Genomic DNA, 25,511 nt, shown 5'->3' with positions numbered 1-25,511 from the left:
GTGAGTGCCGACACTACCAGGATGAAGCAGGAAGTAAACGAAGCTCAAAGTCCAATATTGTCCAATCTTGAGTAACTTTGGGTAGGATTTATGTAACGGCTTAGGGGACTCTGTCTTAACCCAAGCGTATTGTATTATTTTAAGCAACTGGGTTTCTGTATTCAGAACTGTTGAAAGTACGATCGCCCTTACGCGATTGAATCAAGGTATTTTGCCATTCTTGGGTCATTACTGAGTTATGAGCGATCGCACTTCCTAATTTAAACCTAATTTTTGTCTAAAAACATATACCACATTTCGCTACAAAAAGTTGCAATTTGAACTCTGTTTTGGTCAAATAAGTAAGCTATCCCTATTTTTAATTATATCTGACGATTCATCAAGTTATTGATTTTTTATTCCTAAGTGTTGCGCCTTAACGACTAAAATTTCACTCGTTGATAAAACACTCGTTTCACATTCTCAGCCACCGTAACGTACAACAGGACGATCGCACCCAACACCAGCACGAAACCCAACGGCAACGGTTGAAACCCCAGCAGCCTTCCCAAAGGTGTCCAGGGAATGACGATCGTCACTCCTACGGTAGCCAGCGTCGCCATCAACAAGTATTTTCCGGGTTTACTGTCGAAAATAGATTTTCGAGTACGAACGACCAGCACAACCATCGAAGCAGAGATGACAGACTCCAAAAACCAGCCTGTTCTAAACTGTTGTGGTTGAGCGTGTAGCAGCAACAGCAGCGCCCCAAATGTCAGGTAATCAAAGATTGAGCTCAGCAAACCAAACACAATCATGAAGTTGCGGATAAACTTGATATCCATCCGGCGCGGTTTGTTGACTAACTCCTTGTCTACGCGATCGGTTGCGATCGTCAATTCCGGGAAATCAGTTAATAAATTCGTTAGCAAAATTTGACTAGGTAAGAGCGGCAAAAAAGGCAGAAACAGGGAAATTCCCGCCATACTAAACATATTACCAAAATTAGCGCTAGTTGCCATGAATACATATTTTAAAGTGTTAGCAAATGTAATCCGTCCTTCCTTAACACCTTCGATTAAGACATTCAAATCCTTTTCCATCAACACAATGTCAGCAGCTTCCTTGGCAACATCCACGGCACTTTCGACTGAGATACCAACATCGGCAGCATGAAGCGCAGAAGCATCGTTAATGCCATCTCCCAGATAGCCTACGACATTCCCCGCTTTTTTAAGGGCGATGATAATCCGCTCTTTTTGATTTGGTTCTACCTCAGCGAAAACATTGGTATTTTGTACTAGGTGCATCAAGGCTTCATCACTGATTTTTTCTAGATCAGATCCAGTCAAAGCTTTTGATTCAGGCAGTCCTACCTGCTGAATAATACTGATAGCAACTGCCTTGCTATCTCCAGTAATCATTTTCGGAGTGATTCCCAGTAATTGCAACTCTTTTAGAGTATCAGCGATGCCAGGTTTTGGCGGATCGAAGAGCGCAAGGTAGCCCAGAAATGTCATGTTTGTTTCATCATCTTTGGTGAAGGAATCTTGCTCACAATCCCGATAAGCCACACCCAAGGCTCTGAATCCTTTACTGCCCAAATCTTCCGCTTGTTGGTGGAGTTTTTGTCGCCGATCCGCAATGTCGATCGTTTTCCATTCAGCAGTTTCAACGGTTGAGCAAACATCCAAAATATTTTTCAGTGCACCTTTGGTAATAATCAAATGCGTGCTGTCTTTTTTGAACAGAATGCTGAGACGTTTGCGGTTAAAGTCATAGGGAACTTCATCGAGCTTTTGATAGCCCGAAATGTCGAATGTTTTGTATTCGCGAATCGCTTTGTCGATCGGATTCACATAACCAGACTCAGATGCGGCATTCAAATAAGCGTAAAGTAAAACCCGATCGCTATTTTCCCCCTCCACATCAACCGCAGAGTGAATTTTCACCTCTCCTTCCGTCAGCGTACCCGTCTTATCGGTGCAAAACACATTCATACTGCCAAAATTCTCGATCGCGGGTAAGCGCTTCACAATCACCCGCTTTTTCGCCATTGTCTGGGCACCGCGCGCCAGGTTAACACTGACGATCGCAGGTAGCAATTGAGGGGTCAAACCCACAGCCAACGCCAGAGAAAACATAAAAGATTCGAGCACAGGGCGATGCAGGTAGACGTTGGCTGCAAAAATTAGAGCGACCAAAACTAGCGTTACTTCCATCAAAAAGTAGCCGAATTTGCTCAGCCCATGTTCAAATTCTGTTTCGGGAGGCCTCAGTTTCAGGCGTTCCGATACTTTGCCGAATTCAGTTTCTTTTCCAGTATGAACAACTACTGCTTTCCCCGTTCCACTAATCACATTGGCTCCCATATAAAGGGAATTGGTGCGTTGATTTAGTCCAGTTTCAGCGGGCAATACACCATTAAATTTGTCAACCGGATAGGTTTCTCCTGTGAGTGCTGCTTCATTCACCGATAAATCTTTTGACTCTAAAACTAGACAGTCGCCGGGAATATTTTTACCTGCACAAAGCACCACAATATCGCCGGGAACTACTTCTTCATTGGGGATTTCTTGAGATTGATTATCCCTCAACACAGTTGCTTTAACTTGCACTAAGGCTAATAATTTTTCGACGGCGTTCGATGCTCCTCGCTCTTGCCAAAATCCTAATAGTCCGCTGATTAGGACGATCGCCAAAATGATGATGGCATCTAGCGCATCTTTCAGAAAAATCGAGAGCACTGCCGCGAAAATCAGAATCACGATAATCGGACTCTTGAACTGATTGAGCAACAGCACGAATGCGCTCGATTTGTGTGTTTGTTTGAGGCTGTTTGCGCCGTACTGGCTTAGGCGTTGTTTTGCATCAGCACGGCTTAATCCTGTGGCTGTAGAGTGCGTCTGCTGAAGCACCTGCTCCGTGGACAAGCTCCAAAATATGGACTGTGGATTCATGATTTTATACCTGATTTGTTTAAAGGTTTTACTATAGCTTTGACAGCCCTAATTTCAGGTGTATGGACACGGCAGTGGTCATTGGTGTCAACTTAACGCCAAACCCCTTCAGAGACTGTTCGCACCGCCCCTACGAATATATTTGAAAAGCACCAGATGCACCCGTTTTAAATTTGCCATCCCTCACGATGCAAACTCATACTCAATCTCTGTAATTCTTCCTTTAAAATAGAGCCGAATGCCTTCTGGATATTCCCATCCCACCTCGCCTTCTAAAGGAATCAGCATCCCATTGCGAACTGAATATTCCCCAAATCTCCCGCACCAAGGCATCGCAGTTAGCTTGTCGCGATAACGAGCCTCAGCCCGCATAGTGGCGATCGCACCTTCAGCATTAAACTGAAATACGACAGAGACAGTGGTTGCACCATCCGTCAAAGTAGCGCGGGCGGAGGTGTCATTAATCGCCTCCCAGCGCACACCTTGACTGGGCAATAGTGCAGTCGGATACCAAGGAGTCTCAGCCAAGAACCGCAATAATTCACCTTGATTGTTTTCAGGCGCACCGTGCATATTTGCAACGGTAAAAAGACCGAGTAATGATGCGTGTAAACTGCCTTCTCCTAACAAATAGGTATCATGAACAAAGGCATTAACTCCTGGTGCCATCTGGATGCGTGCATCCCAATCAAAACCCGGACGTTGAGTCGTCACAAATTGAGTGGCTGTAAACGGACTCCACTTATCTTCAGTTTCACTCAGATTGAACAGTCCCTGCTGAGAGAGTTTGACCGCAGAGGCGATCGCTTGTCCGTCCTTAATTACTGTCTGAAAGAATCGCTGCACGGGTTCTGGCAAGCCTTCGATCTCTTTTTGGTCATAGATTTGGGACTTAATTGTCCGTTGTCCATTGATTAATTTTGCTCGTAATTTATCAGTATCTGACTGCCACCGATATTTGCCGTAAATAGTTGCAATTCCCAAGCTGACAGCGATTAAAATACCAATAATTCCAATCCACTTAATCCACATGATACTTACCTATGTTTGTTGATTTAGAATTTGATAGATTGTGATGATTGTAGCGAAACTATTCCGATCGTTCCTGCGACGAGTAATCCGAAATCTTCTGCAATCCCGAAACTCAAAACGAATAATCAGCATTTATGCCGCCCTACTCACTCAGTCGCTATTTGAGGTTTTTCTCTACCAAATTGCCACAGCAAGATCGCACCTAAGCCGAAGAGATTGACTAGGGAAACTACTAACCCTCCGAAAAACGGAATGAGTGTCAGAACAGTCACGATCGCCAAACCCACCAAAAACTGCTGCTGCAAAGATCGATCGCCCTTACCAACCACACGTTGACCCACAAACAGCGCCACACCTAACGATCCGACTAAAGACGCGATCACCGCCGTCAGACTCAGGAGTGGAATCAGTGGAATCCCAATCAGCGTAATCGCTAGAAACACCGTGGCAAAAACAAAGGAAACAGTCGCCCCGATGCCCCATAGAGCAGTCAAACCGGGGCGTTGATGTAATTGTGTCGCCAAATTCGGCAGGAATTGTGGGCTGCTATGCAAAATAAGTAGTCCGAGAATAGCTGCTACTACGGCGGAACAAGTTCTAAAAAGGGCACTGAAGAAATACTGACCGAAGAAGCTACTTCTGCCGCGATTAGAGCCGTACATCATGCCATGTCGATCGCTAAATGTAGCGCGTTCACCAGTAATAATCGCACCCGGTTCCTGCACGATTTTGCCGCCAAAAGAGTAAGCATCACCCTCTACCCGCGCTCCTTTTTTCAGGATGACATCCCCGCCAAAAGCCATAGCAGTATCCAAAACTCTGGCATTAGAAGAAACAGTAACGCTTCCCCCAAAAGCATGGGCATTTTCGACAACTTGATTCTCTGCTACGGTGATGTTTCCACCAAAGCGAATCAGGTTAGTATTGTTGATATTGATATCAGTCTGCGCCAAGGCATTGCCTGCAAATATTAAGCAAATTGTCGCTAGGAAAGCTAAAATTAATTCTTGCCATTTCATCAAGTTTATCCTCATCAATAAAAAGAATCTGGACTATATTTTATGATATTCAACAAAGCTGAGGAAACTGTGAAGAAAGCTTAGGCAGAATAGCAATAATTTATTTATTTTTTGCAGATTATGCTAGCTTACTCTTTAAAATTGGCGAAGGTACTGTTCTTAAGGAATAGGTTTTATGAAAGCAGGGTTTAATTTATATAATTCTGAGCAATTCAACGGTTTAAATCTCGTCGTGATAAAGCTTGAATCTCTGTTCGCAGTGCGCTAATTTCTGTTTGTAGGGCTTGAATTGTGGTTTGTGCTTGGGTTGATTTTCCCTGAGCAATCACGATCGCAAGTGGTGTCTTTTCTAGTGTCATGGGAACTGATATCAGCTATCACATAGATGGTTCCACAGGCGGGTGTATTGTGGTGCTGCAAACGCTGTTGTTTGTGTTGGCGATGATTTGCTCCAAAACATGGTTTGTTGGTTAGAGTTCGGAATTCAGGGGCGATCGGTGAATAGAGTAGGAGTCGATCGTATGATATCCGGTAGCATCGTCATTACCACACGTATCTAGTATGTGCTAGGGAGTGCGGCACACGTTATTTTGAACTGGCGTTGCACATTTCCAATATGATTTGTCTGGTTTTGTGGGATGCGTGTCTCGTCTGTCGCTTGGGCTAGAGGCGCAAGATATCCAATGCCATTCACTACAACGGAGGGGATCTCTCTCTGGGTTCACAAGAGCATAGCGAGAGCGTGGAAGCCCCCATCTTTCAAGTGGGAGATGAAAAAATTGCCATGCTGCTGGTTAGATATGGGACAGTTTCTATGTAACGCCTTAGCCACTTATAAAGCGGTATGGTAAATTCATTGGCATTTTTCCTGATGGGAGCAATGCGTACTCGAATACACAAAAAAGCAAAAGTTATTTTAGAGGTAATTGCCATATGCCCGTGATGAATAATGCTCATGCTCTGGTTGTTGGTATCGCAAACTACCACAAAATCAATAAGCTTCCAGAAAGTGTTTTGAATGATGCTAAAGATATTTATAATTTGCTGATTAGCCCAGGGCACTGTGGTTATTTGCCTGAAAATGTGCAGTTGTTGCTAGATGATAAAGCAACCAAGGAAAACTTACATCAGGCATTGACTAATTTGGCTCAGGATTGCAACCAAGACTCTACCATTTTCATATATATATCTAGTCATGGTGGGCAGATAGAATCTGGTGAACATATGGGCGAGTATTTGTTGCCAGTACAAATAGACTATACCTCAGAAGAATCATTCGTTGAAACAGCAATTTCTGGCACTCAGTTTACCAAAGCTTTACAGGCGATTCCGGCTAAGAAAAAAGTAGTAATTTTTGACTGTTGTCATGCTGGTGGTATTAGTCAACTTAAAGACGCCAATGCACCTGTTATCAAAGCTGGTTTACCGGAAAGCTATTATAATGTCCTCAAACAAGGACAAGGTACAGTTATTTTAGCATCTTCACGTAGCACTGAAAAATCCTATATCCTCCCTGGTGCAGCTAATAGTCTGTTTACTCAACACTTGCTTGATGGTTTTAGAGGGGGAGCTATTGGCGCAGGTGGTGTAATCCGTATTTTTGACGTTTTTAATTATATGCAACCCAAGGTGACTAGAGATTGCAGCAGTCAGCATCCTGTCCTTATCGCTGAGGTTGAAGAAAACTTCCCCGTGGCACTTTACTTGGGAGGCAAGGTACCAGCACCACTTTCCACGGTATCACCCAACGATGCTTACGAGTATGATGTATTCATCAGCTATCATAGTCAGACACCAGATAAAACCTGGGTTCGTAAGGGTTTGTTACCATATTTAGAATCACAGGGATTACGGGTTTGCATTGATTCTCGCTTCCCGTTAGGTGTACCTATGATTACTAATATTGAACGCGCTATTGAGAAAAGTCGCTATACACTTGTGGTTTTGTCTCCTGCTTACTTAAGCAGCAGTTACGCCGAGTTTGAGAATTTGATCTCTCAGCACTTAGGACTAGAAGAGAGCAAGTATCGTTTAATAGCAGTTAGGCGAGAGCCATGCTTACCAAGACTAGGGCTACGCGCTCTCACCTTGCTGGACATGACTGATGAAGATGAGTTTAAAACTGAGGTAGAGCGATTAGTTTATCAACTGCACCAGCCAGTATCCAGAAGAAATGATTGATGTAGGTAAGTAAGCCTACCTAAAAAACAGAATACCAGATCCCCGACAACTTCGGCGAAGTCGGGGATTTAAAAGAAGAGCATTTTATAGCGTGTGTAAATAACAATACTCCAGATTATATACATGATAAAAACGACAAAATATCACCTGTTTATCTCCTATGCTAATGCTGACAGTGATTGGGTAAAAGGATACTTACTGGAAAAGTTAAAACAGGCTAATATACACTACCACTCGGAAGAAACATTTGGTCTTGGAAAACCGAAGATAGAAGAATTTGAAAATGCTATTAAGCACAGCGATCGCACTTTACTCGTAATTTCCCGTGCTTACTTAGCAGACTTAGAAAATGGTTATAACAGGTTCTTCAACTTGATGGATCAAGATCATGGGGTGCAAACTAGAACTTCGCGAATTATTCCCCTAATCTTAGAACAAGTTACGCTGCCACTCAGACTTAATTTTCTGACACCACTACTTGCGACCAATGTACAAGAGCGGCAGGAAGCTATTGAAAAGCTTCTTCGCGAATTATTGCAACAGGAACCTTCGTCTGATACCCCAGCGAAGCCACCTTGTCCGTATCCTGGGATTAGACCTTTCGACGAGGGCAATAGCCATCTGTTCTTTGGACGTGACCAACTAATCGAAGAATTAATTCAAAGCCTACGGAGTTATCAGTTTATAGCAGCTATTGGAGCCTCTGGTAGTGGGAAATCCTCACTGATTTTTGCAGGCTTAATCCCAAAACTTAAAAAGAGCGGTCTTTTCGGTAAAGGTGAATGGCTGGTTTGTAAAGTACGCCCTAGTAATGTACCATTACAAATTTTGGGAACGGCTTTAAATACAGACTTAGCTGAACTTGATGGGGTCGTAGATCAGATGTTAAAAACCCAACCCAAAGCAGAACACCTTTTGTTAGTTATAGACCAATTTGAGGAATTATTTACCCTTGAGTCAAAAGATGATATATTACATTTTCAGAAAGGATTGCTGGGTTTAGTTAAAATTCCTAAATGCTATGTGATTATAACTATTCGAGCTGATTTTTATGGCAATTTGATGGCATCACCACTATGGGAAATAGCTGAAAATCATTTATTAAATATCAAGCCTCTGGATGAAAAAGGGCTGCGACAAGCAATTACCGAGCCAGCGAAAAAATCTAAACCTATGGTGTTTGTAGAGCCAGAATTATTGGAGTGCTTTGTATCAGAAGCAGCAGGAGAACCTGGGATTATGCCATTTGTTCAGGAAACTTTGGTGCAGTTATGGGAGAAACAGAAACAGTCATATTTGACATTAGAAGATTATAAAAGTTTAGATTTTCCTGACAATGATAACACTACTAAAGTTAAAGGCTTACAGGCAGCAATTTCTTATCATGCCAAAGCAACATTTAATCAACTGAGTCAATCAGAACAAGTAATTGCTCGTCGCATCTTTGTGCGCCTAGTGCAGTTTGGTGAGGGACGAATTGATACGCGGCGTCAACAGCCTGTTGATGCTTTACGAAATGCTAGTGAGAATTTTTCTGAATTTGAAAATACGTTACAGCACTTAGTAAAGCATCGTTTGCTTACTCTCACTGGCGAGAAGGAAGTGGCTACTGAAAGTGACCAGGAGAAAAGGGACAATAGAAAAGTGGATATTGCCCACGATGCATTAATTAACGGCTGGCCAACCCTTAAACGGTGGGTAGACAAGCAGCGCCAAGCAGAGGAAGAACGCCGACGTTTGGAGTCTAAAGCAGCAGAATGGATACGCCTTAAGCGTAGAGCTGGTTTATTGGATGCAGAAGAACTTTTGGAAGCTAAAAAGTGGCAATCTAGTAGCGATGCTGCTGAGCTAGGTTGGAGTGAAGACTTACAGAAATTCATCAATGTTAGTGACTTAGCTATTCAAAAAGCAGAAAAACAAAAGCAAACAACCAGACAGCGTATTTTTGGAGGACTAATAACAGTAGTATTAATCGTTTCTGGGTTTGGTGTATCAGCAGAATATCAACGAGGACAAGCAGAATTTCAACGAGGGCAAGCAGAATATAGAGAAAAAACTACTAAATCGCTTCAGTTAGCCACTGCTTCTGAAGCAAACTTAAATGTAGATACTACCCGCAGCGTTTTACTAGCGATACAAGCCAATATAATTCAGGAAACACCTCAAGCTGCTCAGGCTTTATGGAAGGCTTTTCAGCAAAATCACGAGCAATTACAACTAAAGCATGATGGCAAAGTTCTTTATGCTGAATTTAATCCTATAAATTCAAAACAAGTGCTAACGGTTAGCGATGATAGCACCGCAAAAATCTGGAATTTGGACAAGCCTAGTCAGAATCCTATAGTGTTAAAAGGACATACCAAGAGTGTTACTTATGGTAACTTTGATGCAAAAAATCCTCAACGAGTATTAACAGTCAGTAACGATGGTACTGCCCGCATTTGGGATATTAATAATGTTAAAAAACCGATAGTCCTTATTAGCGATAGCACGCAACCTATCAGCTACGGCCGGATTAATCCCAACAATTCTAATCAAGTCTTAACAGTTAGCCAACGTGCCGCTAAATTATGGGATATCAGTAATCCTCAAGCTCCTAAAATGTTAAACAGCTTACAAGGAAGTGAAGGGGAAGTTTGGACTGTTATCTCTGACTCTAAAAATTTTAATCGGGTCATAATCAGCAATAACGATATAACAAGGACATGGGATTCAAGTAAATCTGATAAACCTGTAATTTTAACAGGCGATCAAGCAACTATTTGGCAGGATATTTTTGAGCATAAAAATTCTAGTTTTTATGGTGCTGTCAATCCAGTAGACTCGAATCAGGTCTTAAAAATTAGTGCAGATGGGAAAGTAAAAATATGGGATATTAAAAAATCTAGTGCTATCTCCACTCTTTACGGTCATACAGCACCAATTAGATGGGCAAGCTTTGATCCTAAAAACCCCAAGCGAATCTTAACAGCTAGTGAAGATAAAACAGCACGGATCTGGGATATTAGTGATAAATCATCTATAATGATATCTAATCGAAAAGGTAAGCAAGGCTCTAGCATTGTATCTGCGTCTTTCCGTCCCGACGCACCAAATATATTATTAACTGTCGCTAGAGACGGTACTCTCACTAACTGGAATATTAACAACCTCAAAAAGAACCAAATATTACCAAAAAAACTTGATTCTATGGAGGATGCTCGGATTGACCCCAATAATCTAAATCGCATTGCAACTGTTAACAGAGATGGTATTGCAAAATTAACAACAGATAAATCTGTAATTCCATTAATAGCTAATGGCAGAGTAGAAAGTATTACTTTTGATCCAAATAATTCCAATCGTATACTAACAGTAAGCAATATTACATCAATAGCAACAGTTTGGGATGTGAGTAGCAACCCTCCTAGAAAGTTGCAAGAGCTAAAAGCACCACCCAGCAGTCCGATGAACCAAGGCGAATTTGACCCCAAGGACTCAAATCGTGTAGCAACAGTTGGCGGTGATAGAATAGTCAGAATCTGGAATCTTAAGCGACATAATAAACCAGAAAAGGAATTGACTGTAAGCCAAGACCAATTATGGCACGTCAGCTTTGACCCAAAAGATTCTAACCGTATTTTAACAATGGGAAGTGATCCAGTAGTGCGTGTCTGGGATATTGCCAGGGATAAAGTAATAACGGAATTAGCTGGACACAAAGGTGTAGTAAGATACGGTAGCTTTGACCCTAAAAATTCTAATCGAGTGCTAACTGTTGGTGACGATGGTACTGCTCGTGTATGGGACTTAAGAAATCCAGATAATCCATTAATTCTCAAGGGAGATAATCAAAAGATATTTTATGGTAGTTTTGATCCCAATAATTCTAATCGAGTGATAACAGTAGATAGCGAAGGAGTAACAAGAATTTTTAAGATAGGTGGCAAGGAATTATTATCTCTTGCCTGGAAAAATGCTAGTCGTTGCTTTAATGAAAAGGAAACAAAAGATTATGACTTGAACAACCAAGATTTTTGGAGCCGATTGTCTGCATATCTTAACAATAAGCAATCAATATCTACTCAAAATCAGCGTCCACATTGTAAGTAACTAATTCTGGAGATTAAACATGAAAAACAAACTTGTCATCACTTTGCTGTTATTGTCCACCAGTCTGTCAGTTGCGCTGACAGGATGTAATCCGAGTAGTAACTCTCAAAACAACAGCTCTCAAAACAACAGCTCTCAAAATAATAGCTCTCCAATAAAAGCACCTGAATGGAATGAAGTAAAAGTAATAATGAAAAAACCAGTAATCAGCGTGGAGGATTTACAGAAAATTAGTAGATACGATTCTTATCAAAGCAGTGAAAATGAAATTGACGAAATAATAGATATTTATAATTCCAGTAAAAATCCAAAAATTAGGATGAAGCTACTAAATATACTGGATCGCAATTTATCTTACAATTTATCTAATCTCAAACAAAGTAATAATTTTTCAAAACTCTTAACTTTATATCAAAATATTGTTAAAAGTAATGATAAAGCTCTAGCTCCCATAGCTTTAAAGGGACTTGTATTTGTAGAAGGAGATTCTCAAAGTCCAAAATGGCAAGATTGGTCTTGGTCAAAAGAACTTATTATTTTACTAGAAGAAGCTGTCAATAAAAAACTTTATAATTTATCTGCGTTGGGATATTATGAGCAATTAGCTTTAGCTAATAAATACCCAAATTCACTTTTTACCAAAGGTTGTAAAGAATACGTGAAATTTTCTGGGGGTAAATATTTTGGTGGTGGTGATGAAGATGCAGATGCAGATGCAGATGCAGGTACAGTTTTTAGACAGCCATTTATTCCTGGCAAAGAAATAGCTCATTTGAAAGAGTTTGTAAAAAAATATCCTGGACACCCTGGTTCAAATGATTCACTATATCGTTTGGCGCGTGCTTATGAGGTACAAGGAGATTATGGAAATGCAATAGTATATTATTACGACTCATCTAAAGCGCCTGATGGTCTTTTGATATCTGAGGCAAAAGAAAGAATTCTTCTGATTATGGATTTATTGATGTCTAGCGAATTACTAGCTAAATTTCTCACTAACCACCCTAATCATCCTCTAACTGGATATATTAAATATAGTAGAGCAGTTCATTTAATACGGGAATATGAATATTCACTTGCTGAATCTGAACTTGAGGATTTTCTAAAAAATTACCAAGATGGTAAATATCCACTTCAAGCAGACTTTTTTAATGAAGAAGCATATGTTGGATCGACTTTTTTGACTAAGGTAAAAGAGCAATTAGACCAAGTAAAAAAATTGGCTAAAATTCGCAATCAACAACCTAGTGATAAAAATTTGTATGAGGAAGCTAAGTTATGGATTGATGAGCATCAAATAGATGATGGATTTACTGCATATAATTATCTGTGGAAACGAGGCTTAAGCACCACACATTACAATCTTGTTCCTCCAAAATGGGAAGGTATTATCACTTATAATGCAAAAACAGTAACTGCTGACTTTATAAAGAAAACCAACGAGAATTATAAATCGCAAATTAATTACTTGAGAAGTATAGAGTTATTTGAACAGCTCATTAAACAGTATCCCAAGTCTGAGCTTGTTGAAAAAGCTAAATATTCTATTGCTCTGAACTACTACTATTTGTGGGGACGTGAATATCCGACATTTTTAGAAAATACAATTTCTTCGGAAAATCTTGCAGTTAATAGCTTTGAAGAATTTGTTACAGAATTTCCCAAGAGTTCTATGGCAGATGATGCCTTGTATACAATTGCGTATATCAGGATTAGAAATGAAAGTAATGATTCACAAAAAGCTGCTGAGGAAGCACTGCAAAAGTTATTAAATAATTATCCCAATTCAAAGATCAAAAAACAGGCTGAAGAATTGATTAAACAAATAGTTTACAAGCCTTAGCTGATTTAATCTCACTTGCCTAACCCTCTGCCACTTTGCGGCCTGCTAACAGAACTTGGGGCTCAGCAATCAAGAATGAGGACACGGCAATGCCGTTTCCCTACAATTAATCTGGGTAGGGACTAAGGCACTGCCGTCTCCTCCATTTCTATCTTTCTGCCTTCATCAACAAGATTATTAGAAATCAAAACAGGTAGAGCTTCAGAAGCTTTCAAAGACCAGGTGTTATCCGCAGTCAAATCCAAAATAGTCTGGTGATAGTTACTCAAACTTTCTCGATGTCCAATGCTCAAAAACGTCATACCAGAGGCTTCTAACAGTTGGTATAAATGCTTTTCATTACTAGGATCGAGGGCGCTAGTAGCTTCATCTAAAATTGCGTAGCTAGGTTTATTTAGCAGCAGACGTGCGAAAATTAGGCGCTGTTGTTCTCCCAAAGATAGAAGCTCTGCCCAGTTTTGTTCAGTATTAAATCATCCATACATTTGCTCTAAGTTAGGTAAATTCACCTGCATCAAAATTTGCCTGAGCTGCGAATCTTCAACTTCCGAATCCATATTTGGATACAGCATTTGATCTCGCAACGTCCCTAAAATCATGTAAGGCCGCTGCGACAAAAACAACATTTCATCCAGGGTAGGCCGCGAAATTGTGCCACTTCCTGCATCCCACAGTCCAACGATCGCCCTTAGCAAAGAACTTTTCCCGCACCCGCTAGGCCCTCTCACCAGCAAACCCTCACCAGTAGAGAGTTTCACAGATAGATACTCGACCAAAGTCCGTTGGCGATTCGGTGTTTGGAGAGTCATATTCTCGATCGCCAGTCGATCGGCAATTTCAGTTTTGATACTTGTTTTCTCAACGCCCTCAGACTCCTGAGAAGTTAAGCGATCGGTTTCCAAACACTCTAAAAAGGTGTATAAACGCTCGACACCCGCGCCAAAAGTAGCGAGGGATTGAAAGCGTGCCACAATTAGATTGAGCGAGAAAAAGACTCGAATAAAAGCTCCTTGCGCCTCGGTAACTTTACCAACTTCTAAATCACCCGCAAAAATGCCGGGGGCGACTACAATTGCTGGCAGAATGAAGGGAATAAATTCATAGGCGTTGGTCAAGATATTGAGATTTAACTCCCAAAAGATTAAGCGCTTGAAGTTATCAAATGCTTCGGCAAATCTGCCTTTGACTTGAGCTGACTCACGCGGTTCTCCCTGATAAAAGGCGATCGCCTCCGCATTTTCTCGCACCCGCACTAAACTAAACCGAAAATCAGCCTCTTTTTTAAGCTGCCCAAAATTGAGTCGCATCAAGGGCTTCCCAAATACCCCAACAGTCGCCAAGGTGCCAACCAGCGCGTAGAGCACCAAAAACAAGATTAATGGCTTAGAAATGCCCCAGAGTACCCCACTAAATGCCGCCACCGCTAACAAAGAATCAACAACTACTAGCAGTAGTTTTAACGATTCTTGGGTAAAACTTTTGACATCTTCAGCAATCCGCTGATCCGGGTTATCAATGTCAGCATCGGCATGATTTAGATGATAAAATGCCCGATTCTGGAAATAGCGATCGACAAAATAGTTAGTCAGCCATCGCCGCCACTCCAAGCCCAGGCGATCGCGCAAATAATCATAGCCTGCATATAATGGTGCATAAATAACTAATGTCCCGGCAAAAATTAGAATTGTTTGCCAAAATCTAGCTTCATCGTGAGCAGACAATGCCGAAATTAGCTCGCCTCGCTTGTTGTTGAGCAGCACGCTCAGTCCCGTGTAGCCAAAGGATAACAGGATGACTAATAGCAATAAGCCGCGCGCCCGCCATTTTTCGTCGCTTGACCAGTATGATTTGGCGATCGACCAGAACTGTTTGAGTATAGTTAGATTAAATCGTTGCATTACTTTTTTCATACAAAATTGCTCACCTATTTAATATAATAGGAAAACAGGATTGAAAGCGCAAAACTTCCAAATCTTGGCTTTGAAAAATAGCAGGTGTGTCAAACTGTGTCCAGGAAAGATGGCAGCGCGATCGGCAAGGAGTAGTAGCGGAACATCGCCCCTCGTTCCATAAATTGCTCCATCACCAGCAATCTTTTAGAGCAAGATAGTGATTAGAATGCGGATAAATAACCAAACTGGGATAAATTTAATGGGTTTGAGCGATCGCCTAGAACTCACGACTCACAGGAATAGCGATCGCTCACCGCAAACCCTTTAGCAGATAGATAATTGAGGCAATCGCCTAGAACTCACGACTCACAGGAATAGCGATCGCATACCGTAAAGCCTTTAGCAGATATATAATTGAGGCGATCGCGTTTGAATTAGAGTTAAAATCTATAGTAATTTATGGTTAACGCCAAAATTACAATGTAATTGAGTAGGAACCGTATAATGGCACTGACCTTTCAAAAGCTAGAGCTAGGAAGAAGCTTAGACGTTTTTCCAGATCAGGCTCGTAACACGGGTTATCTAAGCCCCAATAATTGGGATGATTACGGTCATAAGACCTTATTTAACCTCACAATCTTTGATGAGCAAGGTAATGAGCAGACTATCGGTAACATTAAAATAGGCTTTGTTGGTCAAGATGGGGGATGGACTCAAGAACAAATTCCAGAGCAATTTGAGGTGTTGCCCGAAAATTTTTATTCTCTTGGTCAGGATGCTGATTACTACAAAAATGTAGTAGAAAAACTTTCTCAAGAAATAGCTATTAATGTTCTCACTGCTCTCGGCGATGTTGTACATGATTCTAATCGCCTTCAACTTGCTGAAAACAAAGGAGCTTTTCAGACTTCTTTACTTAGGTTTGTGAACCGCACGTCCATTGACAATCAGTTCAGAAGAATTCTGCGCCATGAAGCCGAACTCACTGAATATAATTTCTCCTATGAGAAGGAGGCTAATGCTCGTTATTCAGGAATAAGCGTCGAGTTTACTGTTAAGCCAAATACTAAACCTTCTTCTAATATCCATATACTAATTGGTCGTAATGGAGTAGGAAAAACAACCCTGCTGAATAATATGGTTAATGCACTTCTTCCTGAGAATGGTGCGATAGAGGAAACTGGCTGTTTTTATACTCCATCACAATCGAATGGAACTACAACAATCAATGATGATTACTTTGCTGGTGTTGTTTCTGTTTCATTTAGTGCTTTTGATCCTTTTACTCCTCCCGATGATCAGCCTAATGCTAATGCTGGAATGCGCTACTACTATGTAGGGTTAAAAAAGCGCTTGGATCAACAAGGTCAGGACACTTTGGGTCTGAAAAATAAAGATGATTTGTGTAGCGATTTTACAAGCAGTCTAAAAATATGTTTTGCGTTAACAGCGAAGAAAGCCCGTTGGATAAATGCGGTTAAGACGTTAGAGTCAGATTTTAATTTTGCTGAAATGGATTTGTGTGACCTTAATAACGTATATGCGGCGGATCAATCCGACAATCAACAGACGTTTTCTGAAAAAGCAACAGCACTTTTCAAACGAATGAGTTCAGGTCACGCCATTGTACTTTTAACCGTTACAAAACTGGTTGAAACGGTCGAAGAAAAAACCTTAGTTCTGCTTGATGAGCCTGAAAGTCATCTTCATCCACCATTATTATCAGCATTCACACGAGCGTTATCTGATTTGCTGGTTAATCGTAATGGCGTAGCAATAATCGCCACTCATTCGCCAGTAGTGTTACAGGAAGTGCCTAAATCTTGCGTTTCGATCCTCCGAAGAACTAGGCTCATTGCAAATGTCGATAGACCAGAAAGTGAGACATTTGCAGAAAATGTGGGGATTTTAACGCGAGAGGTTTTCGGATTAGAAGTTTCCAAATCTGGATTTCACAACTTATTGGATAACTCTGTCGCTGAAGGTAAGAGCTACGAAGAAGTAGAACAAGAATATCAGCATCAACTTGGTTTTGAGGGGAAAACTATTTTACGTTCGATGATAATGATTAGAGATTCGCAATTGGGAGCTATCGAATGAGGGCTTTAGCTACACCAAATGACGATCCTCAAGAAGTATATCAAAAATGCATCAATAGCATTACAGATGACGATTTACGCACACGCCTCAATCTGGTAACTAACGAGATTGTGGTTGCAGCAACCAATTACAAGCAAAAAGTAAAGGCTAAACAGCTTTATTCCATTCCAGCAAATAACTGCGAGGATAATAAAAACGCTTTAGGCACAGTGACTAAAAAGGAGCTGAAAGATGTTTATAGCTCACATATGGTGGGAAGATCAAAACCAGCAAGAGCGATCTATGACTCGTTGTTATCACAGTCTCCTTTAGGTAAATGTCCATTTTGTGGCTTTGGTCAAGCTTCTACTTTAGATCATTACCTGCCTAAAGCTAAATATCCTCAATTCTCGGTTCTCCCATTTAATTTAGTACCATCCTGTAAAGATTGTAATACAGGTAAAAGCACGGCAATTGCGACTACAGCAGAAGGGCAAAGCCTACATCCTTATTTTGATCATCAGAACTTTATTGATGATCAATGGCTCTATGCGGAGGTAATACAAACGATACCTGCAACTATTCGCTTTTTTGTTAAAGCTCCAGAACATTGGGATGATATATCTAAAACACGAGTTCAGTCGCACTTTAACGCCTTTAAGTTGGCTTCACGATATTCAGTGGAAGCTGGCGACCAACTTGCTTGCCTGAGATATTTGTTAGTCAATTTACATCAGTTATCGGGTCTAAATGGCATAAGACAACATTTAACTAGAGAAGCCCAGTCTTATTCTCGTCTGCATAGTAATTCTTGGCAAACAGCTATGTTCCAAGCTCTTGTAGCAAGTGATTGGTATTGTGATGGTGGCTTTCAATTATAGATGGTTGGCTTAGTTTTTGAATTTTGATAGGTTCTAGGCGATAACAAAGACTAATAATTGTTGAGGCGATCGCCCAAAACTCACGACTCACAGGAATGGCGATCGCTTTAGGGTGAGTTAATGAAATGTAACGCTCCTTATTTTTGTTTGAACGAAAGCATTCTGTTCGGAAATGTAGGGAGTGAGAGATTTTCCAAGCACATCAAGGTAAAAACTTCGCTACACAATCGATCGCACTACTCCACCCTCAACTCGTAGGGCAGCCCCATTAATCGCAGAAGCTAAGGGACTGGCAACAAACGCAACTAACGCAGCAACTTCAGACGTTGAAGCAAATCGCTGAATTAGGGAAGATGGACGCATCTTAGTAAAAAACTCTTTCTCAACTTGTTCGATCGAAATATTTTGATCCTTCGATAATCCCTGGATAAAGTCTTCCACCCCTTCAGAGCGAGTTGGCCCCGGCAATACCGTGTTTACAGTTACATGACTGCCCACGGTTGTTTCCGCCAAACCGCGACTCAACGCCAATTGTGCAGTTTTAGTCACGCCATAATGAATCATTTCGGCGGGAATATTCAAAGCAGATTCACTAGAGATGAAAATAATCCGTCCCCAATCTTGCTTCAGCATCAGCGGCAAATAATGGCGCGAGAGCCGCACACCGCTCATCACATTCACTTCCAGAATGTTCATCCACTCTTCATCGGAGATATCTTCAAAGGCCTTGGAGCCATAAATTCCTAAGTTATTCACCAAAATATTGACTTCTGGTACTTTTTGAAGTAGCAATTCAACTCCGGCTGGCGTTCCCAAATCGGCAGCAATTCCTTGAAGTTTGGCATTCGGCACACTTTGCTGAATGCGATCGATCGCATTATTTACGCGATCTTGCGTTCTGCCATTGACAATGACCGTCGCTCCTTCTTCGGCAAGTGTGGTAACAATTGCCAGTCCAATTCCACCCGTTGAACCACTAACCAATGCAACTTTGCCTGATAGTTGGAGATCCATATTTTTTTAAACCAAATAACGTCAAACAATTCTCTACAACTTGGGTTAAATTAATCGATCGCACCCTAATCCAACTTTACCACCATTTTGCCAATCATATTAAACAGATTATTCGGGCCTGGCTGCGGCTTGTTGTAACCAGAGATGCTGCCACAAGCGATAATTCGGCCGTGCACGCGCAAGGCTGAAAGCGCCGCTTCAAGGGTTTCGCCTCCTACATTATCGAAATAAACATCAATTCCGTCCGGTGCCGCTTGGTTCAATTGTTCGAGGACTGGGCCAGAATTGTAATTGAAAGCGCGATCGAATCCGCATTCTTCTAGCAGAAACTTGACTTTTTCCGCTGAACCTGCTGAGCCGATAACCTGACATCCGCGCAATTTTGCCAGTTGTCCCGCCACACTTCCCACCGCGCCCGCAGCACCCGAAATAAAAATCACATCGCCTGCTTTAACATCTACCAAATTCAATCCAGCCCAAGCCGTCATCCCCGTCATACCGATCGCACCGAGATAAACCGATAGCGGTTGAATTTCGCTGCTGACAGGATGCAACTCTTTGGGCGCTGCGGTGAAGTATTCCCGCCAGCCAAAGTTGGAAGTGACGGCATCACCAGGCTTGAATTCTGGGGCACGCGATTCGATGACTTCGCCGACTGCGCCGCCTTGTAGAACTTTACCTAACTCGAAGGACGGAACATAGGATTTGCTCTCGTTCATGCGTCCGCGCATATACGGATCGACTGATATATAGCGATTGCGAACGAGCACTTGTCCGTCTTGAAGTGGCTTTATTTCGGTTTGGGCGATCGCAAAATTAGCTGCGGTTGGCATCCCGTTGGGGCGGGAGACTAGGTGAATTTCGCGGCTCATGATATCTGTCATAATTTGCTCCTAACCTGTAAAAGTTGACTGTTTGGGTAAGTCCTGTTGAACTCAGAATTATCCAACCAGCTCAACTAACTTGTAATTCGATCAATGTTTGTGTCCCAGCAGCGTCACTAATCCGAAGCGCTACCATCACACCGAGTGAGTTTTGTCCCGTTAAAACTTCAGTTGGTGAATCGATCGTGTGAGCGTAAGTCACCTCATCTTTACCAACTTCAATCACCAAATCATCTCCTTTTCCAGGGCGATCGTAAACCATCGCATGAAGCGGTGAATTCTTAATCAGTTCTGCATCACCGACTTCTGAACCGATGATTTCGATCGAAATACGCCGTCCGCGATTGCCATCGGTAAACTGATCGAAAAATTCACCCCATCGCTCGCGGGGCACAGATTTGTTGATTTCAATCTTGTTGGTCATTTCCATTTTATTCACCATCATGATTCCTGTAAAAGAGTAGTAAAAAGCAATTGAGCATGAGAGGGCTGTTTTATTCTCAGGAAAACGAGGTTTTTGTAGGGTCGTGCCCCCGTGCCGACCCTCTCATCAACCTGACGGACTCTTGGGAGTGGAATACTCCCCTATTGTTGTTAGTTGAAAGCCTTAGACTGCGATCGACATACTCATTTCCTGACTAATTCTGTCTAGCATTTGCTTCGCCTGACTGACATCGTGATTGCTACCTGTCACCAGGATAATAAACTCGCCTGCTTGGATTTGAGTGTCATACTTCACCACCTCATGCTTCGGGATTCCTAAGCCTCCCAAGGCACCAGCCAATCCTCCTACAGCAGCGGTACCAACGCCACCAACAACCGTTCCTTCCAACCAACCCGCCAACACCCCCGCAATGGGGCCAGCAACGACTATAGGAGCCATTCCCGGAATAAACAGCACTCCAGCCCCGGCTAAAATGCCAAATAAACCTCCGACGAAGCTACCCCAATAACCACCACCTGCGGCTCCAGCTTTGGCTGTATCTTTCCAGGTGAGAAATCCGCGCACGTGTTCAGTTGTGTGGTAGTCTTTGCCAATTATCGAGAGCTTTTGCATATCGAAGCCTTTTTTTTGCAGCTCCAATACAACTCTTTCAGCTTCTGAATGGGAGGGGAAATGACCAACAATTGTATGTGTGTATGACATGAGTTTGTTTCCTTTGTTATTTGTCCGCATGACGGACAAAATTTTTGATTTTTGATTTGCTTTTTATCTTTTAACGTTCGATTTCACCTCGTCGAGTTTCGATTGAATCTCAGCTTTGGTTTCTTTCGCCGTTCACTGAAACTTTAACAAGAATTTCCCAATATAATCTCTACCTTTTGATTGAATATTCACACAAATTTTCAAGCCTAATCTATACCTTTTGAATATTTTAAGAGGATTTTATGACAAACAAAAACAGCGGAATAATTGCCATTATTCCGCTCACAAGCATCTATTCTAGATTAGGTCAAATTTGGCGCATTTGAAAAGCGAAAGTCAGGACACGGCAGTGCCGTGTCCCTACAATTAATCTGCGTAGGGAAACGGCACTGCCGTCTCCTCTTCCTACAATTAATCGGCGTAGAGAAACGGCACTGCCATCTCCTCCTACAATTAATCGGCGTAGGGAAACGGCATTGCCGTCTCCTCTTCCTACAATTAATCTGCGTAGGGAAACGGCACTGCCGTCTCCTCTTCCTACAATTAATCGGCGTAGGGAAACGGCACTGCCGTCTCCTCCTACAATTAATCGGCGTAGAGAAACGGCACTGCCATCTCCTCCTACAATTAATCTGCGTAGGGACACGGCATTGCCGTCTCCTCTTCCTACAATTAATCAGCGTAGGGAAACGGCACTGCCGTCTCCTCTTCCTACAATTAATCAGCGTAGGGAAACGGCACTGCCATCTCTTCCTACAATTAATCTGCGTAGGGAAACGGCATTGCCGTCTCCTCTTCCTACAATTAATCGGCGTAGGGAAACGGCATTGCCGTCTCCTCCTTACTTAGTAGTTCCCGCAGCAGTTGTGGCATCTAATCTCGTGCAAATCGCTTTCAAGGTAGCTGCTTCGGCTTCTTCCATCGTCGCCATTGCGAATAAAATCGCTGTATTCGCATAGTCTTCAGCTTTATCCGCCCGATGTTCGAGTTTCTTGACTTCGCGACTCGTCTTCCATTCCTCGACGTTCGACTTCACCTCAGATTCTGTTTCCTCGAATTGAGTTTGGAGCTTTGCCCGATACCGATCAAATTCTTGTTTCTTAGCTTCTAGATTTGTCTTCATTTCGTCGAGTTTCGATTGCAGCTCAGCCTCAGTATTTTTCGTTGCAGATTGAACGCTTTCCTTCAGCAATTTTGCCCGGTCTTCAATCGCTTCTAAATTGTCGTGGAGTTGTTTGGTGAAGTTGTCAATTGTCGTACTCATGGTGATTCCTCTAGTTGAGTTTATCGGACTTGTCGATAGTGTTATTCAATTGCCATTGGGCCACAAAAGTCTTTGTTGTTAGTGACCTCATCTACTGGTGAAAGACTGAAACAACTCTTTAATGATTTGATGCTGCTGAGTTATTATTTTCAATACTAGCTTTAAAATGTGAAGGAAATCTGAGGTTTTTGTAAAATAAATATATCGCTAATTTATCACTATAGAGATGTGTTTTGGCGCATCAGAACGGTTGTCAATTCCGGCTGCGCCGGAATGACAAGCGAGGATACGGCAGTGCCGTTTCCCTACGCCAGATAATTGTAGGGAAACGGCACTGCCGTGTCCTGATTTCTCCCAAATACGGGCTGTGGATTGATTATTTGATACCTGATTTTTAAATTTTACACAAGCAACCTTTGCTGCTAGAACTAATGTTTTCCCGTCTCTGACTATGGCCTGACTTTTGTAGTTTGTTTCAACAGTTCAAACCAAAGCAAGCTAATCAATCCACCGCCCAAGCAGATCGCAAGATCGATCGCACTTAGCAGAGAAAAGCTAAACAAATGACGCAAAAACGGGACATACAGCACCAACCCAAGGAACAGCAGTCCCCCACCAAGCACCCACCACAGCGCAGGATTTGGGGATTTCAGTATTTTAAAGCTGAGGTGCGAGGTTGAACCGGGAGCTCAAAATTAGTCCTAAATTTGCCAAAATTAACGTCGTAAACGTTAACGCACGGGCATCAAATTCGCCTTGTCTGCGATATAGGGCGATCGCAAAAATCGCCAGCACGATCGCCAAAATTCCGCCCCCTTGCAACACAGCCAACGAGAGCGTTTTCTTGCCAAATAAAGGTTCTTTGGGGTTGCGGGGAGGGCGCTGCATCACCGTTGCTTCTGCGGGTTCGGCTTCTAAGACGATCGAGCAAGCTGGATCGATAATTAAATGTAAAAATGCCACGTGAACCGGAAGCAATACTAACGGCAACTTAAACAATACTGGAATCAAAGACATTCCGGCGATCGGGATATGAATCGCAATCAGATATGACATGGCTTTGCGGAGATTGTCAAAAATTCTGCGCCCCAGTTTGACTGCTTGGACGATCGACGAAAAATCATCATCTAATAACACTAAAGCCGCAGATTCACGAGCCACATCCGTGCCTCTCTCGCCCATCGCAATCCCGATTTGAGCAGCTTTGAGAGCAGGAGCATCATTCACTCCATCCCCTGTCATGGCAACGACTTCGCCTTTGGATTTTAGGGCATTAACTAACCGCAACTTGTGTTCGGGAACGGCTCGTGCAAAGATATTTGTACTTTGAATCCGCTGCTCTAATTCAGCATCGCTCATGCCATCTAATTCTGATCCGGTGACAATGGCTCCCATCTGCATCAATTCAACTTGACGGGCAATACTTTGAGCAGTTTCTGGATAATCACCGGTAATCATTACGACTCGAATTCCAGCGCTATAACATTCTTGAATCGCCGCCTTAACGGTTGGACGTACTGGATCGGACAGTCCCACTAATCCGATAAATTCAAACGGAAAGTCATGTTGTTTTTCCGGTAAACGATCGATATTCAGCGACGGGTGAGGTGGCAAAAATGGCGGCGGCGCACCAACAAGTGAGGCTTTGGCAACACCTAATACCCGCAATCCTTGACTTGCCATTTGACTAACTTGCGCTGCCATCATTTGCTGCTGTTGGGGCGTGAAATGGCAGAGATCCGCGATCGCCTCCGGTGCTCCTTTTGCCGCAACTTCATACAATTTGCGATTCGGCATAGCCGACGCTTCGCTAACGGCTGACTCCCAAACGTGAGACATTGCCAATAGATGCGGTGACAGCGGATATTCTCGCAACAGTTTCCAATCGCCGTGCAAATGTTCGGTATCCGCCAAATAGCGTGAAGCGAAGCTATCCCGAAGGGAATCGCCCAATTGCTTAAATGCTTTTTCCATTGGATCGAATGGATCTCTTTGGCTTGCCAGAATACAGAACTCAACTAATTGATGAACTGCTTCTGGGAGTGCTTCTGATGAATGTAATCCCAAATCGTAAGGCTGAGGGTTTTCTGCCTGGTTGTAGGCTAACAACTGCTGCACAGCCATCTGATTCTGAGTCAATGTCCCGGTTTTATCCACGCACAAAACAGTTGCGGAACCTACGGTTTCAACGGCCGAGGCGCGACGTGCTAAGACATGATTCTGAGAAATCCGCCAAGCTCCCAAGGCTAAGAAGATTGTCACAACTACCGGAAATTCATTCGGCAAAATTGCCATCGCTAAGGTAATGCCGGCGAGCACTCCTTTAAGCCAATCTCCTGTAGTGAATCCATAGATTACAACAATTGCCACACAAAGCGATAAAGCAATGCCAAACAAACGACTAACCAATCGATTCATTTCCTGTTGTAAAGGCGTCGTTTCTGGCTTGATTTTCTGCAAAGCCTTGCCAATCTTGCCCATTTCTGTTTGAGCGCCGATCGCCTTAACTTGAGCAATTCCCTGTCCCTGAACCACCAATGTGCCAGAATACACAAACGGCAATTCATCGCCTCCGGGACGCGCCATCTCCACGTTACCCACAGCGGTAACTTTGCGAACCGGTAGCGATTCCCCGGTTAATAACGACTCATCGGTTGAGAGATTTGAGCAAGATAGGACGATCGCATCCGCAGACACGCGATCGCCCTCCGCGAGCACCAAGAAATCGCCTCGAACCACTTCTCGCCCCGCAATCCGTTTTCGTTCCCCATCCCGAATCACCAAGGCGCGAGGGCTGGAAAGATCGCGCAGGGCTTCTAGGGCGTGTTCGGTTTTGCCTTCCTGGTAGAGACTAATTCCGGTGATAAAAAAGACGAAACCTAGCAAAATTAGGGCTTCTTGTAAGTCGCCTAAAATCCAATAAATGATACCACCGCCGACGAGTAAGAGAAAAATCGGATCTTGAATGGTGTTCCAGGCGATCGACAAAAGATTGCGCGATTGCGCTGAGGGGAGTTCGTTGTAGCCGTCGTCTTTGAGTCGGGCGATCGCATTTAGCTCAGATAAGCCGATCGCAGTATTGGGATCGAAAGTCGCAACCATATTTCTGTTTCCTCTGAAATATTAAAAATAGATCGATCTCAGTATTGTCAGCAACAGGCAAGATGCCTGTTCCACAAGAAATTCACTCTTTAGTGGAACAGGCATCTTGCCTGTTCCTAATTGTCAGCAACAGGCAAGATGC

The 25,511-nt window shown here is 42.6% G+C and carries 20 protein-coding genes; 6 read left to right on the top strand and 14 right to left on the bottom strand.

Annotated features, from left to right (window positions below; all coding sequences use genetic code 11):
- Positions 1–422: 422 nt before the first annotated feature.
- From mgtA to JGK16_RS24790, 4 genes are all read right to left on the bottom strand, one after another.
- Entirely contained in the window at positions 423–2,939 is a 2,517-nt protein-coding gene (gene mgtA / locus JGK16_RS24805) for a magnesium-translocating P-type ATPase (protein WP_293186942.1), read from the bottom strand.
- 183 nt (positions 2,940–3,122) lie between these two features.
- The gene (locus JGK16_RS24800; RefSeq protein WP_293192993.1) at positions 3,123–3,971 is read right to left on the bottom strand and encodes a DUF6544 family protein; all 849 of its coding nucleotides are present in this window, start codon (positions 3,969–3,971) and stop codon (positions 3,123–3,125) included.
- A gap of 146 nt (positions 3,972–4,117) precedes the next feature.
- The gene (locus JGK16_RS24795) at positions 4,118–4,990 is read right to left on the bottom strand and encodes a hypothetical protein (RefSeq protein ID WP_293192995.1); all 873 of its coding nucleotides are present in this window, start codon (positions 4,988–4,990) and stop codon (positions 4,118–4,120) included.
- A 212-nt stretch (positions 4,991–5,202) separates the two neighbouring features.
- The gene (locus JGK16_RS24790; protein ID WP_293192998.1) at positions 5,203–5,349 is read right to left on the bottom strand and encodes a hypothetical protein; all 147 of its coding nucleotides are present in this window, start codon (positions 5,347–5,349) and stop codon (positions 5,203–5,205) included.
- Between JGK16_RS24790 and JGK16_RS24785 the strand changes: the two genes are divergently transcribed.
- The 4 genes from JGK16_RS24785 to JGK16_RS24770 all read left to right on the top strand — a co-directional run bounded on the left by JGK16_RS24785 (position 5,348) and on the right by JGK16_RS24770 (position 13,106).
- Positions 5,348–5,464, top strand: a complete 117-nt coding sequence (locus JGK16_RS24785; protein WP_293193001.1) for a metal ABC transporter permease — start codon at positions 5,348–5,350, stop codon at positions 5,462–5,464. The two genes, JGK16_RS24790 and JGK16_RS24785, sit on opposite strands and share 2 nt — an antisense overlap.
- Positions 5,465–5,932: 468 nt before the next feature.
- A complete protein-coding gene (locus JGK16_RS24780) occupies positions 5,933–7,171 on the top strand; it encodes a caspase family protein (RefSeq protein WP_293193003.1) in 1,239 nt (412 codons plus the stop codon).
- Positions 7,172–7,294: 123 nt separating this feature from the next.
- Entirely contained in the window at positions 7,295–11,263 is a 3,969-nt protein-coding gene (locus tag JGK16_RS24775) for a TIR domain-containing protein (protein ID WP_293193005.1), read from the top strand.
- A gap of 19 nt (positions 11,264–11,282) precedes the next feature.
- Positions 11,283–13,106 (top strand): tetratricopeptide repeat protein, encoded by a 1,824-nt coding sequence (locus JGK16_RS24770; protein WP_293193007.1) that lies wholly within the window; start codon positions 11,283–11,285, stop codon positions 13,104–13,106.
- A gap of 122 nt (positions 13,107–13,228) precedes the next feature.
- Here the strand turns inward: JGK16_RS24770 and JGK16_RS24765 are convergent, their stop codons facing one another.
- Positions 13,229–13,543, bottom strand: a complete 315-nt coding sequence (locus JGK16_RS24765) for a hypothetical protein (protein ID WP_293193010.1) — start codon at positions 13,541–13,543, stop codon at positions 13,229–13,231.
- A gap of 36 nt (positions 13,544–13,579) precedes the next feature.
- Positions 13,580–15,004 (bottom strand): SbmA/BacA-like family transporter, encoded by a 1,425-nt coding sequence (locus JGK16_RS24760; RefSeq protein WP_293203462.1) that lies wholly within the window; start codon positions 15,002–15,004, stop codon positions 13,580–13,582.
- 498 nt (positions 15,005–15,502) lie between these two features.
- Here JGK16_RS24760 and JGK16_RS24755 point away from each other — a divergent pair, with 498 nt between their 5' ends.
- Both JGK16_RS24755 and JGK16_RS24750 read left to right on the top strand, forming a co-directional pair.
- Positions 15,503–17,098, top strand: a complete 1,596-nt coding sequence (locus JGK16_RS24755) for an AAA family ATPase (protein WP_293193015.1) — start codon at positions 15,503–15,505, stop codon at positions 17,096–17,098.
- On the top strand, positions 17,095–17,958 hold the full coding sequence (locus JGK16_RS24750) for a hypothetical protein (RefSeq protein WP_293193017.1): 864 nt from the start codon (positions 17,095–17,097) through the stop codon (positions 17,956–17,958). Before JGK16_RS24755 ends, JGK16_RS24750 begins: the two co-directional genes overlap by 4 nt.
- Positions 17,959–18,177: 219 nt before the next feature.
- Here the strand turns inward: JGK16_RS24750 and JGK16_RS24745 are convergent, their stop codons facing one another.
- The 8 genes from JGK16_RS24745 to JGK16_RS24710 all read right to left on the bottom strand — a co-directional run bounded on the left by JGK16_RS24745 (position 18,178) and on the right by JGK16_RS24710 (position 25,369).
- The gene (locus tag JGK16_RS24745; RefSeq protein ID WP_293186951.1) at positions 18,178–18,972 is read right to left on the bottom strand and encodes an SDR family oxidoreductase; all 795 of its coding nucleotides are present in this window, start codon (positions 18,970–18,972) and stop codon (positions 18,178–18,180) included.
- Between the two features lie 65 nt (positions 18,973–19,037).
- A complete protein-coding gene (locus JGK16_RS24740; protein WP_293186952.1) occupies positions 19,038–19,856 on the bottom strand; it encodes an NADP-dependent oxidoreductase in 819 nt (272 codons plus the stop codon).
- Positions 19,857–19,926: 70 nt separating this feature from the next.
- Positions 19,927–20,301, bottom strand: a complete 375-nt coding sequence (locus JGK16_RS24735; protein WP_293203461.1) for a DUF5335 family protein — start codon at positions 20,299–20,301, stop codon at positions 19,927–19,929.
- A gap of 162 nt (positions 20,302–20,463) precedes the next feature.
- Positions 20,464–21,003 (bottom strand): general stress protein, encoded by a 540-nt coding sequence (locus JGK16_RS24730; RefSeq protein ID WP_293186954.1) that lies wholly within the window; start codon positions 21,001–21,003, stop codon positions 20,464–20,466.
- A gap of 307 nt (positions 21,004–21,310) precedes the next feature.
- Positions 21,311–21,649 (bottom strand): hypothetical protein, encoded by a 339-nt coding sequence (locus JGK16_RS24725; RefSeq protein ID WP_293186955.1) that lies wholly within the window; start codon positions 21,647–21,649, stop codon positions 21,311–21,313.
- Between the two features lie 195 nt (positions 21,650–21,844).
- The gene (locus JGK16_RS24720; RefSeq protein ID WP_293186956.1) at positions 21,845–22,267 is read right to left on the bottom strand and encodes a hypothetical protein; all 423 of its coding nucleotides are present in this window, start codon (positions 22,265–22,267) and stop codon (positions 21,845–21,847) included.
- Between the two features lie 449 nt (positions 22,268–22,716).
- Positions 22,717–22,890 (bottom strand): cation transporting ATPase C-terminal domain-containing protein, encoded by a 174-nt coding sequence (locus JGK16_RS24715; protein ID WP_293193019.1) that lies wholly within the window; start codon positions 22,888–22,890, stop codon positions 22,717–22,719.
- Positions 22,891–22,924: 34 nt separating this feature from the next.
- Positions 22,925–25,369, bottom strand: coding sequence for an HAD-IC family P-type ATPase (locus tag JGK16_RS24710; RefSeq protein ID WP_293193022.1), 2,445 nt, complete (start codon positions 25,367–25,369; stop codon positions 22,925–22,927).
- Between the last annotated feature and the right edge of the window lie 142 nt (positions 25,370–25,511).

Source organism: Microcoleus sp. PH2017_09_SFU_O_A (assembly GCF_020738625.1).
Taxonomy (GTDB): domain Bacteria; phylum Cyanobacteriota; class Cyanobacteriia; order Cyanobacteriales; family Microcoleaceae; genus Microcoleus.
The sequence above is the reverse complement of the archived record's forward strand: the minus strand, read 5'-3'. Positions and strand labels throughout refer to the sequence as shown.

What these genes read in the sequence shown, in the direction of transcription:
- JGK16_RS24745 (WP_293186951.1), bottom strand. Translation starts at nt 18,972, where the DNA reads ATGGATCTCCAACTATCAGGCAAAGTTGCATTGGTTAGTGGTTCAACG.
- JGK16_RS24710 (WP_293193022.1), bottom strand. Translation starts at nt 25,369, where the DNA reads ATGGTTGCGACTTTCGATCCCAATACTGCGATCGGCTTATCTGAGCTA.
- JGK16_RS24780 (WP_293193003.1), top strand. Translation starts at nt 5,933, where the DNA reads ATGAATAATGCTCATGCTCTGGTTGTTGGTATCGCAAACTACCACAAA.
- JGK16_RS24730 (WP_293186954.1), bottom strand. Translation starts at nt 21,003, where the DNA reads ATGTCATACACACATACAATTGTTGGTCATTTCCCCTCCCATTCAGAA.
- JGK16_RS24790 (WP_293192998.1), bottom strand. Translation starts at nt 5,349, where the DNA reads ATGACACTAGAAAAGACACCACTTGCGATCGTGATTGCTCAGGGAAAA.
- JGK16_RS24800 (WP_293192993.1), bottom strand. Translation starts at nt 3,971, where the DNA reads ATGTGGATTAAGTGGATTGGAATTATTGGTATTTTAATCGCTGTCAGC.
- mgtA (WP_293186942.1), bottom strand. Translation starts at nt 2,939, where the DNA reads ATGAATCCACAGTCCATATTTTGGAGCTTGTCCACGGAGCAGGTGCTT.
- JGK16_RS24740 (WP_293186952.1), bottom strand. Translation starts at nt 19,856, where the DNA reads ATGACAGATATCATGAGCCGCGAAATTCACCTAGTCTCCCGCCCCAAC.
- JGK16_RS24795 (WP_293192995.1), bottom strand. Translation starts at nt 4,990, where the DNA reads ATGAAATGGCAAGAATTAATTTTAGCTTTCCTAGCGACAATTTGCTTA.
- JGK16_RS24775 (WP_293193005.1), top strand. Translation starts at nt 7,295, where the DNA reads ATGATAAAAACGACAAAATATCACCTGTTTATCTCCTATGCTAATGCT.
- JGK16_RS24785 (WP_293193001.1), top strand. Translation starts at nt 5,348, where the DNA reads ATGGGAACTGATATCAGCTATCACATAGATGGTTCCACAGGCGGGTGT.
- JGK16_RS24770 (WP_293193007.1), top strand. Translation starts at nt 11,283, where the DNA reads ATGAAAAACAAACTTGTCATCACTTTGCTGTTATTGTCCACCAGTCTG.
- JGK16_RS24760 (WP_293203462.1), bottom strand. Translation starts at nt 15,004, where the DNA reads ATGCAACGATTTAATCTAACTATACTCAAACAGTTCTGGTCGATCGCC.
- JGK16_RS24735 (WP_293203461.1), bottom strand. Translation starts at nt 20,301, where the DNA reads ATGATGGTGAATAAAATGGAAATGACCAACAAGATTGAAATCAACAAA.
- JGK16_RS24750 (WP_293193017.1), top strand. Translation starts at nt 17,095, where the DNA reads ATGAGGGCTTTAGCTACACCAAATGACGATCCTCAAGAAGTATATCAA.
- JGK16_RS24720 (WP_293186956.1), bottom strand. Translation starts at nt 22,267, where the DNA reads ATGAGTACGACAATTGACAACTTCACCAAACAACTCCACGACAATTTA.
- JGK16_RS24755 (WP_293193015.1), top strand. Translation starts at nt 15,503, where the DNA reads ATGGCACTGACCTTTCAAAAGCTAGAGCTAGGAAGAAGCTTAGACGTT.